General features: G+C 65.3%; 12 protein-coding genes and 1 pseudogene. 9 read left to right on the top strand and 4 right to left on the bottom strand.

Annotation, left to right across the window (positions count from 1 at the left end; translation table 11 throughout):
* Positions 1-6: 6 nt before the first annotated feature.
* Both EJ068_RS04810 and pobA read left to right on the top strand, forming a co-directional pair.
* Positions 7-1,059, top strand: coding sequence for a 3-carboxy-cis,cis-muconate cycloisomerase (locus tag EJ068_RS04810; protein ID WP_126083749.1), 1,053 nt, complete (start codon positions 7-9; stop codon positions 1,057-1,059).
* Positions 1,059-2,231: a 4-hydroxybenzoate 3-monooxygenase gene (gene pobA / locus EJ068_RS04805; RefSeq protein WP_127251425.1), complete on the top strand. Its 1,173-nt coding sequence runs from the start codon at positions 1,059-1,061 to the stop codon at positions 2,229-2,231. Before EJ068_RS04810 ends, pobA begins: the two co-directional genes overlap by 1 nt.
* A 13-nt stretch (positions 2,232-2,244) precedes the next feature.
* Here pobA and pcaF read toward each other — a convergent pair whose 3' ends face one another.
* From pcaF to EJ068_RS04790, 3 genes are read right to left on the bottom strand one after another with little or no spacing between them, the layout of a single operon-like run.
* Positions 2,245-3,450 (bottom strand): 3-oxoadipyl-CoA thiolase, encoded by a 1,206-nt coding sequence (gene pcaF / locus EJ068_RS04800; RefSeq protein ID WP_127251426.1) that lies wholly within the window; start codon positions 3,448-3,450, stop codon positions 2,245-2,247.
* Positions 3,451-4,254 carry a CoA-transferase subunit beta gene (locus EJ068_RS04795; RefSeq protein ID WP_127251427.1) on the bottom strand — a complete coding sequence of 268 codons (804 nt, stop codon included), beginning with the start codon at positions 4,252-4,254 and terminating at the stop codon, positions 3,451-3,453.
* A complete protein-coding gene (locus tag EJ068_RS04790; RefSeq protein WP_127251428.1) occupies positions 4,251-5,108 on the bottom strand; it encodes a CoA-transferase in 858 nt (285 codons plus the stop codon). Before EJ068_RS04790 ends, EJ068_RS04795 begins: the two co-directional genes overlap by 4 nt.
* Before the next feature lie 106 nt (positions 5,109-5,214).
* Between EJ068_RS04790 and EJ068_RS04785 the strand changes: the two genes are divergently transcribed.
* Entirely contained in the window at positions 5,215-5,985 is a 771-nt protein-coding gene (locus EJ068_RS04785) for an IclR family transcriptional regulator C-terminal domain-containing protein (protein ID WP_127386198.1), read from the top strand.
* A gap of 74 nt (positions 5,986-6,059) precedes the next feature.
* Here EJ068_RS04785 and EJ068_RS04780 read toward each other — a convergent pair whose 3' ends face one another.
* A complete protein-coding gene (locus EJ068_RS04780) occupies positions 6,060-6,869 on the bottom strand; it encodes a helix-turn-helix transcriptional regulator (RefSeq protein WP_245463337.1) in 810 nt (269 codons plus the stop codon).
* Positions 6,870-7,039: 170 nt separating this feature from the next.
* Here EJ068_RS04780 and EJ068_RS33090 point away from each other — a divergent pair.
* The 6 genes and pseudogenes from EJ068_RS33090 to EJ068_RS04745 all read left to right on the top strand — a co-directional run.
* A pseudogene (locus EJ068_RS33090) lies at positions 7,040-7,177 on the top strand (O-methyltransferase); the annotation flags it as partial.
* Positions 7,178-7,267: 90 nt separating this feature from the next.
* Positions 7,268-8,446, top strand: a complete 1,179-nt coding sequence (locus EJ068_RS04770; protein WP_127251430.1) for a 4-hydroxybenzoate 3-monooxygenase — start codon at positions 7,268-7,270, stop codon at positions 8,444-8,446.
* Positions 8,446-9,177 carry an SDR family oxidoreductase gene (locus tag EJ068_RS04765; RefSeq protein ID WP_127251431.1) on the top strand — a complete coding sequence of 244 codons (732 nt, stop codon included), beginning with the start codon at positions 8,446-8,448 and terminating at the stop codon, positions 9,175-9,177. Before EJ068_RS04770 ends, EJ068_RS04765 begins: the two co-directional genes overlap by 1 nt.
* Before the next feature lie 694 nt (positions 9,178-9,871).
* Positions 9,872-10,597, top strand: a complete 726-nt coding sequence (locus EJ068_RS04755; protein ID WP_042647561.1) for a GntR family transcriptional regulator — start codon at positions 9,872-9,874, stop codon at positions 10,595-10,597.
* Positions 10,598-10,599: 2 nt separating this feature from the next.
* Positions 10,600-11,631 carry an ADP-ribosylglycohydrolase family protein gene (locus EJ068_RS04750; protein ID WP_127251432.1) on the top strand — a complete coding sequence of 344 codons (1,032 nt, stop codon included), beginning with the start codon at positions 10,600-10,602 and terminating at the stop codon, positions 11,629-11,631.
* Positions 11,628-12,602 carry a PfkB family carbohydrate kinase gene (locus EJ068_RS04745; protein ID WP_127251433.1) on the top strand — a complete coding sequence of 325 codons (975 nt, stop codon included), beginning with the start codon at positions 11,628-11,630 and terminating at the stop codon, positions 12,600-12,602. The genes EJ068_RS04750 and EJ068_RS04745 overlap by 4 nt, the downstream gene beginning before the upstream one ends.
* Positions 12,603-12,612: the final 10 nt, after the last annotated feature.

The following is a 12,612-nucleotide window of genomic DNA, read 5'->3' as shown; positions in this document are numbered from 1 at the left end:
GCCGCCATGACCGTTTCGCCCTTCGATCATCCGCTGCTTTCCGGCCTGCTCGGCGACGAGGAGGCGGCGCGGCATTTCTCCCTGGAAGCGGACCTCGATGCGATGCTCACCTTCGAGCGGGCACTGGCTGAAGCCGAGGCTGAACACGGCGTCATCCCACGCGATGTCGCGGTCGCGATCGTGAAGGCGCTGGCGTCGTTCCGGCCGGACACGGCCAAGCTGAGGGCCGGCGTCGCCAGGGACGGCGTGGTGGTGCCGGAATTGGTTGGGCAAGTCAAAGCTGCAGTCGGCGCTCCGCACGACGCATATGTGCATTTCGGCGCCACCAGCCAGGATGTCGTCGACACCTCGCTGATGCTGCGCCTGCGGCAGGCCGTCGACCATATCGGCCTGCTGCTTGGCGAGAATGTTGTGCGCCTCACCGGCCTCGAGCTCGAGTTCGGAGAACGTCAGTTCATGGCGACGACGCGCATGCAGCCGGCGATCCCGATCACGGTGACCAATCGGACTGCTTCCTGGAGGGCGCCGCTCGAGCGTCACCAGCAGCGCCTTGCCGAAATATCCGGCGGTCTGCTGGCGCTGCAGTTCGGCGGCGCCGCCGGCACGCTGGAAAAACTCGGCGACAAGGCCACGGCCGTTCGCGCCGCGCTTGCCGCGAAGCTCGGTCTTGCCGATACGCCGCAATGGCACAGCCAGCGCGACGCGCTCGCCGAGTTCGCATCCTGGCTTTCGCTCGTTACCGGCAGCCTCGGCAAATTCGGGCAGGATGTCGCGCTGATGGCGGAGGTTGGCTCCGACATCAAGCTTTCCGGCGGGGGTGGCTCATCGGCCATGCCGCACAAGCAGAATCCGGTGAAGGCGGAAGCGCTGGTGGCGCTGGCGCGCTTCAATGCCGTTCAGCTCTCCGGCATGCATCAGGCGCTGGTGCATGAGCAGGAGCGCTCGGGTGCGGCCTGGACACTGGAGTGGCTGATCCTGCCGCAAATGGTGGTGGCGACCGCCGCCGCGCTCAGGCTCGCAGCCGAGCTGACCGCGCAGATCGAGAGCCTGGGTCACTGATGCGCACGCAGGTGGTCATCGTTGGCTCCGGGCCGTCCGGCCTGCTGCTCGGCCAGTTGCTCGCCACCGTTGGTGTCGAGACGATCATCCTCGAGCGATCCAGCCGCGAGCATGTGCTCGGACGTGTGCGCGCCGGCGTGCTCGAACAGGGCACGGTCGACCTGCTCGGCGAGGCGGGCGCCGCGGACAGGCTGCATGCCCAGGGCCTGCCGCATGAAGGCATCTCGCTCGCCTTCGACGGCCGCGCGCATCGCATCGACATGAGCGCGCTCACCGGCGGCAAGCATGTCACCGTCTATGGCCAGACCGAGGTGACGCTCGATCTGATGCAGAAGCGCGAAGCGTCGGGGCTCCAGACCGTGTTCGAAACGTCGAATGTCGCGCTGCATCATTTCGATGGCACGTCGGCCTTCGTCACCTACGACAAGGATGGCGCGACGCATCGCATCGATTGCGACTTCATTGCCGGGTGCGACGGCTATCACGGTGTCAGCCGCAGGTCAGTGCCGGACGGCGCGCTGAAGACGTTCGAGCGCCAGTATCCGTTCGGTTGGCTGGGCGTGCTGGCCGAGGTGCCGCCGGCCGATCGCGAACTGGTCTATGCCAATCACGAGCGAGGGTTCGCGCTCTGCTCGATGCGGTCGCCGCAGCGCAGCCGCTACTATGTGCAAGTTCCCGCCGGTGAGCGCGTCGAGGACTGGTCGGACGACCGCTTCTGGGATGAGCTGCGCAGCCGCCTGCCGGCGCAGATTGCGGCCGCGGTCACCACCGGGCCGTCCTTCGAGAAGTCGATCGCGCCGCTGCGTTCCTTCGTCGCCGAGCCGATGCGCTTCGGAAAACTGTTCCTGGTCGGCGATGCTGCGCATATCGTGCCGCCGACCGGCGCGAAGGGCCTGAACCTCGCTGCCAGCGACGTGGGCTATCTGTTTGCCGGGCTTCGTGAATTCTACCGCGAGAGGTCGGAGGCCGGGCTCGACGCCTATTCGGCCAAGGCTTTGGCGCGCGTGTGGAAAGCGGTGCGCTTTTCCTGGTGGATGACGACGATCCTGCATCGCTTCCCCGAGACGGGGGAGTTCGGCCAGCGCATCCAGGAAGCCGAGCTCGATTACCTGGTGCATTCCAGAGCGGCATCGACGGCGCTTGCCGAGAATTACGTCGGGTTGCCTTATTGATCTGCCTGAGCGGTCAGACCCGCTCCAGCGCGATCGCGATACCCTGGCCGACGCCGATACACATGGTGGCCAAGGCCAGCTTGCCGCCGCGCTCGCTGAGTTCCAGCGCCGCCGTGCCGGTGATGCGTGCGCCGGACATGCCGAGCGGATGACCCAGCGCGATGGCGCCGCCATTGGGGTTCACATGCTCCGCCGTCTCGGAAATTCCGAGTTGGCGGAGCACGGCAATGCCCTGGGAGGCGAAGGCTTCGTTCAATTCGATGACGTCGAACTGTTCGGGCGTCAGGCCGAGGCGGGCGCAAAGCTTGTTGGTGGCCGGCGCCGGTCCGATGCCCATGATGCGCGGCGCCACGCCGGCGACGGCGCCGCCGAGGATACGGGCGATCGGGGTCAGCCCATGCTTCCTTGCTGCCGCTTCCGAGGTGATGATGAGGGCGGCCGCGCCGTCATTGACGCCGGAAGCGTTGCCGGCGGTGACCGTGCCGCCTTGGCGGAACGGCGTCGGCAATTTGGCCAGCGTTTCGATGGTCGTGCCGGCGCGGGGATGTTCGTCTTTCGCGACGACGATTGCATCGCCTCTCCTTTGCGGGATGGTCACCGGCGTGATCTCCTTCGCCAGCCGGCCACTGGCCTGCGCGGCCACCGCCTTGTCCTGGCTGCGCACGGCGAAAGCGTCCTGGTCGGCCCGAGAGACGGAAAAGTCCTCGGCGACGTTCTCGCCGGTCTCCGGCATGGAATCGACGCCATATTGCTTCTTCATCAGCGGGTTGACGAAGCGCCAGCCGATGGTGGTGTCGTAGATTTCGGCATTGCGTGAGAAAGCTGCATCGGCCTTCGGCATGACGAAGGGGGCTCGGCTCATCGACTCGACGCCGCCGGCGACCATCAGCTCGGCCTCGCCAGCCTTGATGGCGCGCGCGGCGATGGTGACGGCATCCATGCCCGAACCGCAGAGGCGATTGACCGTCGAACCAGGAATGTCCTGGGGCAAGCCGGCAAGCAGCAGCGCCATGCGCGCGACATTGCGGTTGTCCTCGCCGGCCTGGTTGGCGCAGCCATAGACAACATCGTCGGTGGCGGCCCAGTCGAGACCCATGTTGCGCTCAACGAGCGCCCGCAACGGGATGGCGCCGAGATCGTCGGCTCGCACGGAGGACAACGCGCCCCCGAAGCGGCCGATGGGCGTGCGGATGTAATCGCAGATGAAGGCTTCAGCCATTTAAGCAGCTTTCCCTTTGGCGGTCGCTTGATGCGCCGCCTTGGTGCGGGCCTGCAGGTCGCGCAATGTCTTCAGCTCGAGTTCCGTCGGCGCCGGCGTCTCGTCAAGGGCCTCCGCGAACTTGACCGTCCAGCCACAAGTTTCCTGCACCTGTGCGCGGATGACGCCTGGATGCAGCGACACGACGGTGAATTCCTTGGTCACCGGGTCCGGCTTCCAGATGGCGAGATCGGTGATCAGAAGCGTCGGGCCGGCGGTGTCGATGCCGAGGCGCTTGCGGTGGTCGCCGCCTTCGCCATGGCCGAAGGAGGTGAAGAAATCGATCTTCTCGACCATGCCGCGCTTCGACTGCGCCATGGTGATGTAGACCTGTCTCGATGAGGTGGCGATCTCCGGCGCGCCGCCGCCGCCGGGCAGGCGGGTCTTGGGATGCGCATAGTCGCCGATGACGGTGGTGTTGATGTTGCCGAACTTGTCGAGCTGGGCGGCGCCCAGGAAGCCGATCGAGATACGGCCGCCCTGCAGCCAGTAGCGGAACATCTCCGGCACGGCGACGGTGGTGACCGCCGTCTCGCACAATTCGCCGTCGCCGATCGACAGCGGCAAGACGTCGGGCGCGGTGCCGATGGTGCCGCTCTCATAGATCAGAGTGATGTCGGGCGCATGGGTCAGCCGCGCGACGTTGCAGGCCGCCGACGGCGCGCCGATGCCGACGAAGCAGACATCGTCGCTTTTCAGGGCGCGGCTGGCGGCGATCGTCATCATCTCGTTGGGTGTGAAGCCCAGATTATCAGCGTCGCTCATGCGGCTTTCCTCAGATGCTCGACGCGGCCGGCAAAGTCGTCGGCGCTGCTCTCGATGACGTTCTTCCGGATCCATGCCTGGAAGCGGTCGCGGTCGGCGGCGATCTCGTCCCATTCGAGATAGGCTGCGTTGTCGCGCTCGTAGTAGCCATGCGTATAGGAGGGATGCGAGCCGCCCGGCACAACGGAAATCGCCGCGATCGTCCAGCTTGGCAGCACGGTGAGGTTGGGGTGCAGGTCGTCGAAATCGTCGACCACTTCCTCGACCGTCACGACCGCGCGTTTTGCAGCAAGAACAGCTTCCTTCTGGATGCCGATGATGCCTTCGACCAGCACATTGCCTTTCCGGTCCGCCTTCTGCGCGTGGATGAAGGTGACGTCCGGCCGGATTGCCGGGACGGCGGCCAGCACCTCGCCGGTGAAGGGGCAGGTGACCGATTTGATGTTGGGGTTGACCGAAGCGAGGCCGGCGCCGCGATAGCCGCGGAACACCGCGCAGGGCAGGCCGGCGGCGCCCGCCTCATAGGCGTTGGCCATGCCGGCATGGCTGTGCTCCTCGACTTCGATGGCGCGCGGAAAGCCGTTCTCGATGGCATCGCGGGCGCGCCGCAACAGGCCGACGCCTGGATTGCCGACATAGGAGAAGATGATCTTTCTGGCCATGCCCATGCCGATCAACTGGTCATAGATCAGGTCGGGCGTCATGCGGATCAGCGTCAGGTCGCGAAAGCCCTGGCGGATCGCCTCATGCGCGGCGGCAGTGGGGATCAGATGGGTGAAGCCCTCGAAGGCGACGGTGTCGCCGTCATGCACGCTTTCCGCGACCGCCTCTTTCAGCGGCAGGAACTTGACCATCTCCAGGCTCCGTAATCGAAAAAGTTCGTATTGCGAACATGTGTTTTAAATGAGATACTTTTAGCTCCAAAGTTTGCCTGGAGTCAACGCTGGCCTGGAGAGGTTCGTGGAAGAGGAATCCATTTCACGCGACCATGTCGGCTCGCTGGAACGCGGCTTGGCGGTGATGGAAATCCTCGCGCGCCATCCGGCCGGCATGACGCTGACCGAGATGGCCGAAGAGGCTGACCTCACCCGCGCGGGCGCCCGCCGCTTCCTGCTTACATTGGTCGCCACGGGCTACGCGACGCAGTCCGGCCGGCAGTTCTCGCTGTCGCCGCGCCTTTTGACCGTCGCGCGGACCTGGCTCGGCGGCGCATCGCTCTGGACCTTCGCCGCGCCCATCATGCGCGAGGTGGCCGGCAAATTCGACGAAGCCTGCAACGCGGCGGTGCTGTCGGGCGAGGATGTCGTCTATGTCGCGCGCATCCCTGGACGGCGAATCTTGAGCGTTGCGCTCGATGTCGGCACGCGGCTGCCGGCCTATTGCACGTCGATGGGGCGCGTGCTGCTTTCCGGCTTGGCGGCGGATGAGTTGAAGGCCTTCCTCGCTGACGCGACCATCGAACGGCGCACGCCGAAGACGATCACCGGCCGCGCCGCGCTCGGCAAGGCCATTGACAGAGCGAGGGTCGATGGCTTCGCCATCGTCGACGAGGAGCTGGAGCTCGGCCTGCGCTCGATCGCTGTGCCGATCGTCGACCGCGCCGGCCGCACCGTCGCCGCCATCAACGTCTCGACGCAGTCGGCGCGTTTCTCGGTCGAGGCGATGGAGCGCGACATCTTGCCGGTGTTGCGGACGGCCAAGCAGCGGGTGGAGGAGTTCTTCTTCGTTTGAGCAGCAACGGCAACCGCCCGAAGTGAGCGCTGCCCCTCATCCGCGACGACGGTTCTCCGACGACCGGTGAGTGCTCAATGTCTGCTTGAGCGTTCCGCCATATAACGGGCTGGCGAGACGCCGAGCGCCTTTCGAAACATTGTGACAAAGCTGCTGACGTTCTCGTACCCAAGGTCGCCAGCAACCTGTTTCACCGACGCGCCGCTCGCCAACCACTGCACCGAGAGGATAATGCTCAACTGCTGTCGCCAACGACCGAAGCTCATGCCCGTCTCGGCGGCGATTACGCGCTCGAGCGAGCGAACACTGAGTCCAGAACATTTTGCCCACGATTCGAGAGTTCCGCGGTCAGCTGGATCCGTTATCATGTCCTGGAAGATCGAACGAAGCCGAGGATCGGTTGGCATTGGCAGGTGAAGGTTGCCGAGCGGCGCTGTCGAAACCTCATGCAGCAGCAAGGCCGCAACTCCCGATTCTACTCCGTCCGCCTCATGATCTGCTGGGAACTGCGCGCTTCGGACAATCAACTCGCGCAACAGCGGACTGACGGTAATCGTGCAGCACGTCATGGGCAGCTTCGCGCCTGCCGCCGGCTGGACGAAGGCCGCATAGCTGTCGATGTTCCCGGAGGCTGCGATCCGATGCACCATCCCGCCCGGAACCCAAAGCGCGCTCTGCGGGGGCACGATCCAGATGCCGCCCTCGACTTCACAACGAAAGACGCCAGAGAGTCCCAACAGCAGCTCCGACTTCCGGTGGGAGTGATGGTCCAGCTCTAAGCCCTCGGTGACCATCTCGACGCCGACCGTGACGACGTCTCGGCGCGCCGCTTCGACCGTGGGCATGAGCTCAGCCAAGTCATTCCATTGACGCAGGATCGGCAAAGGGTCGCGCTCCAGGAAATTGGCACAATATCAATATATATTGGCCAAGTTTCGCGTTTCCGTCAACCTTACCCTCAGATAATGTCCGACGCGGTGGCGATGGATGCTGAAGGGGACGCTGAGATGAACGAAATGCCGTGAGCCCCTAGGCTCATCGACACACCTCTAGCCTGTTTGAAAGCAGGCTCGTCCCAGGCTCGCTCATCGTCGCGGACAACACGACTTACTGCCCGGATTGCGAAGCTTACGTTCGTGAACCAGCCAATGGCTACCTCTCGGTTCCGTTCGCCGACGACATCGAACTCTGATGCGGACCGGATAGAAAGCATCGCAGTCGCAAACGGCTGCTTTTGATCGTGCCTACACTAAACAAATAAAGCTTAGCTGAAAGATAACACATGACTTCAACTTCCGAAGAGACCACTGTTATCATTGTTGGAGCCGGTGTGTCCGGTCTGACGTTGGCGTCCTTCCTGCGGACCTCCGGCGTGGCCTGCGTTGTCCTGGAGCGGATCGATCGGGCCCGCGTCGAAGTCCGGCAGCGTGCCGGCGTCGTTGATGCACGCGCCGTGCGCATGTTCGAGCAATGGGGATTAGCGGACAAGCTCCTCGCCGGCCCGCTTGCCCAGACCATTGATTATCGCGTCAACGGCGTTGGTCGCATTTTCGAGACCATCGAAGACGACGGCAGCCCGGGTCGATTCTGCACCCAGCAAATGCTCGTCAATAACCTGTTGCGCGAACTGATCGATGTGATGGCGGGTGACATCCGCTTCAGCGTCACCGACGTGTCGATCCAAAATGACGAGGACCGGCGTCCACGGGTCAGCTATTCAGATGCCGCGGGCGCTCACGAGTTCGTCTGCGATTACATCATTGGGTGCGACGCCGAGCACGGTGTCAGCCGGGCATCGATCCCAGATGGTGTCTTGACGAAGTACAGCCATGACTTCGGTTATGCGTGGTTGGCGGCGCTCGTTGAGGCGCCTGTTACCGGCCATCCGATCATGGGCGTCAGCGACCACGGCTTTGTCGCGCAGCTTCCTCGCGGCCCCCACCGGAGCCGGTATTACCTGCAATGCGCGTTTAGCGATGGTCCGGCAGACTGGCCGGATACGCGGATCTGGGATGAAATCCGGCTGCGTCTCTGCGACAACACGATCGAAAATGCCGTGGTCCATGACAAGGACTTCGTACCTATGCGATCGGTGGTCTATGCGCCGATGCAATATCGGAATCTTTTCCTCGTCGGCGATGCCGCCCACCTCTTGCCGCCCACGGGCGCCAAGGGAATGAATCTGGCTCTATACGATGTGGATGTGCTCGCCCAGGCGCTGGTGCGCGCGGCGCGCGATCACGACAGAGCGGCGCTGGACGCCTACTCAAGCACGGTCCTGCCGCACATCTGGAAGTACCAGGAGTTCAGTGCCTGGATGACCGATACGATGCATGACGCTGGTGATCCAACGCAAAACGGTACGTTTCGCCAGATGGCCGCACGCGCTCGTCTCGATAACTTGTTCGACTCCCCGACCGCAGCTCGTTTGCACAGCGAATACCAGCGGGGGCTGAACTAATGCCAGCTATGACGAAGAAAGTGGCTCTGGTGATGGGCGGCGCGAGTGGCATCGGCCTGGCCATCGCCGAACGGTTGGCGAAGGAGGGCGCCTTGGTCTTCCTGACCGGCCGTCGCGTTGTTGATGTCGAAGCCGCAGTCGCCCAAATTGGCCCCGCCGTGCGCAGCGTGGTGGCCGACGCGAGCAACCCCGCGGATATTGAACGGGTCATCGCGACAGTCGGCGCGCAGGGCGGTCAAATCGATGCGCTGGTCTACAACGCCGGCATCATGGAACCGGCGGACCTGGAAGAGAGCATACCGGAGCATTTCGACCGCCACTTCGCGGTGAACGTGCGCGGCGCCCTTCTCACCATGCGGGCAGCGGCGCCGCGCATGGCTGCCGGGGGCCCGGCGCTGTTCTTGGGGTCGGTCGCCGACGTGAAAGGGGCGACGCCCTATGGAACATATGCCGCAACCAAGGCGGCTCTGCGCTCCTATGTGCGCAGCTGGACTGGCGAACTCGCGCCGCGCGGCGTACGCGTGAACATCCTGAGCCCCGGCCCAACGGACACCGCCATGATGGCATCGATCCCAGACGAAATGCGCGACGGGATCGTCAGCCAGATACCGCTGGCCCGCATGGGCCGCGTGGAAGAAGCCGCGGCGGCGGCGTGGTTCCTACTCAGCGACGAAGCAAGCTTCATAACCGGCGCCGAGCTATACGTCGACGGCGGCATGGCTCAAGTGTGACGGGTGCGGGGCGAAGCAGCCGGCAACCGACGAGCGCCTGATGATCCGCCTTTGCCCCCGGATGAGTTGGCTGGCTTAGTTCTGCCCATGTAGGAAGAACTCGATCGGCACCACCAGTTCGAGACGGTCGCCAGGCACCTCTGCAGGCGTTTGGGCAGGGGCTGGGCGCGCTGGATCAACGCCAAAGTCTCTTCGTCGAGGAGGTCATGGCCGGAGGTCTTCTCGATCCTCGCCACGAGCACCTACCGCTGCGATCCATCGTGAAGCGAACATAGGATACGCCTTGCTGGCGGCGGTACTGTGCAAGTGCCGGATAACGCTTGAACTCCTCCAATCGGTCGAGAACGAGCCCCTGCCACGTCGGCATCGCGTTCGACAGCGAGGCAGAAGACGCCTGTGGCGCGGGAGCGGTCGGTACCGAGGACGACAGGGCGGGAACAGCCGGCGGGGCGGTTGTGGCGGTCGCGGGCGGACGATCGACCGGCAGAGCCTCCTGCCGCTGCGCAACCTGACGACGTGGCACGATGCGGATCCTCGGGACAAGCCCGAGGATGACGGCGTTGCGTTGGTCGTCGCGATAAGCCCATACGCGATTGCCCCTGTGTAGTGACCGGAAGAAGGACCTAGCCGTTGACGCTTCATTTCTGATACGGTATTGAACAGGATTATACAGGTTCATTGAACAGGTATCGATATGGCCCGTCGCGCGATGCAGCTCTCTCCCGGCACGGGCAAGCCCGAGCAGATCGCGACGGTTCTGGAGCATGAGATACGCTCCGGCGTGCTCGGCTTCGGCGACCGCCTGCAGAGCGAGAACGAGCTCGTCCAGCGCTTCTCCGTCAGCCGCAACACGGTCCGCAAGGGGCTTGAGGAACTGTCGAGCCGCGGGCTGATCACCACCAAAGTGGGCATCGGCTCCTTCGTCACCTTCGACGGCATGCCGGTCGACGACGCGATCGGCTGGTCGCGCGCGCTGGCCAATGCCGGCGCCAATGCCGAGACCCGCACCTTGCGGCTCGAGATCATCGAGGACGCGGAACTGGCGGCCAGGCTCGGCGTCGAGAGCCCATCCTTCATCGCCGTCGACCGCGCACGCACCAATGCCGATGACGGCCATGCCATCTCGATCGAGCGCAGCCGGCTGCCGCTGTCGCCCGAGTTGGAAGACATACCCCTGCGGGGCTTGCGCGAAGGCACGCTGCACCAGACGCTGCGTGGCGCAGGGCTCGTGCCCGACCATGGCGAGGAATGGGTCGACATCGAGATGCTGAGCGCTGCCGACGCCGCCATTCTCGCCTGCGCGCCCGGCACGCCGTTCCTGCGCACGCGCCGGCTGACGCGCGCCGCCGACGGGCGCGCCATCGAATTCGTCACCAGCCTGCTCAACCCCGCGCATTTCGCGCTGCATCTGGAGTTCTGAGCATGGCAGGGGAGGCGATCGATCGGGCGCTGGGCGCGCTGATCGGCGGGGCGCTGGGCGACGCGCTGGGCATGCCGACGCAGCTTCTGTCGCCGGGCCGCATCGCCGAGCTTTACGGCCATGTCGAGGATTTCGTCGCGCCCGCCGCCGATCACCCGGTGTCGAAAGGGCTGCCGGCCGGCGCGATCACCGACGACACCGAGCAGGCACTGCTGCTTGGCCACATTCTGGTCGAGTCCGGCGAGCGTTTCGACCATGCGCGCTGGGTGAACGCGCTGCTCGGCTGGGAACGCGACGTCAAGGCGCGCGGCAGCTACGACCTGCTCGGACCATCGACCAAGCGCGCCATCGACGCCATCAACAGCGGCGTGCCGGCCGAAGAGGCCGGGCGCGCCGGCGACACCAATGGCGCGGCGATGCGCATCGCGCCGGTCGGCATCATGATGCCGTCGGAGCCGCTTGGCGCGCTGGTCGCCAAGGTGGCCGAAACCTGCCGGGCCACGCACAACACATCCATCGCAATAGCTTCCGCCAGTGCCGTTGCCGCTGCAGTCAGCCTTGGCATTTCGGGCGGCGATTGGCGCGCCGCTTCCGGCCATGCGGTCGCGGCAGCAAGGCTTGGTGCTACGCTTGGCCATTGGGTCACCGGCGGCGACATCGCCGTGCGCATTGTCTGGGCGCAGGAGCTTGTCCGCGGCAAGGCGGAGAAGGAAGCCATCAAGCAGATCGTCGACCTGATCGGTACCGGCGTTGCCTGCCAGGAATCGGTGCCGGCCGCCTTCGCGGTGCTGGAGGTCGCCCAAGGCGACGCCTGGCGGGCTGCCGTGATCGCCGCCAATCTCGGCGGCGACACCGACACGATCGGGGCGATTGCCGCCGGCATGGCCGGCGCCTGCGCCGGTCTGTCGAAGCTGCCGCAGGACCGCATCGCCGAACTGCATGGCATCGACATCGCGGAGGTCCGCGCGCTGGCTGCGGATCTGGTCGCGGCCCGGACGGCCAAGACCGGTCCAGGCAAGGAGGACGCGGCGTGAGCGGTCGGCTCGTCCATGTCGGCAGCGCGGTGGTGGACTACGTCTACCGCATCGACGCGTTGCCGGCGGCCGGCACGGAAAAGACCGCGTCAGCTTACGCCCGCGTCGCCGGCGGCGGTTTCAACATGATGGTCGCCGCAAGCCGCACCGGCATGAAGGTGGTGTTCGGCGGCCAGCTCGGCACCGGGCCGGACGGAGACTTCCTGCGCGCCGCCTTCGCCGCCGAAGGCATCGAGACGCTGACGCCGCCGTCGACCTCGATGGACAGCGGCAATTGCGTGGCCATGATCAGCGGCGATGCGGAGCGCACTTTCGTCTCCTGGCCGGGCGCCGAGAGCCGGCTGACGTTCGACATGATGAAGCCGGTCCAAGTCCTTTCGGGCGACTGGGTTTTCACCTCGGGCTACACACTGAGCTATCCCGGCAGCCGCGATGCGCTTGTCGACTGGATCGAGGCGCTGCCGGCCGGCGTTCCTTTCGTCTTCGATCCGACGCCGGTGATCGCCGATATTCCGCGCCCGATCCTGGACAGGGTGCTGGCGCGCGCGACCTGGCTGAGCTGCAACACCAATGAGGCCGCCGAGATTGCCGGCGCCGGCGATGCGCAGACCGTCGCCATCCGGTTGCTCGCCGAGCATTGCCCCAGCGCCGAGGGTGTCGTCATCCGCGCCGGCGCGCATGGCTGCCTGGTGCGCATGGCCGATGGCGGCACCCGCGCGGTGCCGGGTTTCGAGGTGGAAGCCGTCGACACGAACGGGGCCGGCGACACGCATATCGGCGCCTTCGTCAGTGGCCTTTCGCGCGGCATGTCGCCTTGCGAGGCGGCTCGCTACGCGAATGCCGCCGCCGCGCTTTCGGTCACCCGCCATGGCGGGTCCTCGGCGCCGACCGACATGGAGATCCAGGAGTTCCTGACCGAGCGCGGCGAAGCGATGACCGCGCCTGGCCGGGCGGAAGCGACTGCAACTTAACAAACCGTCA

Origin of the sequence: Mesorhizobium sp. M2A.F.Ca.ET.043.02.1.1 (assembly GCF_003952405.1) — a bacterium.
GTDB lineage: Bacteria > Pseudomonadota > Alphaproteobacteria > Rhizobiales > Rhizobiaceae > Mesorhizobium.
The sequence above is the reverse complement of the archived record's forward strand: the minus strand, read 5'-3'. Positions and strand labels throughout refer to the sequence as shown.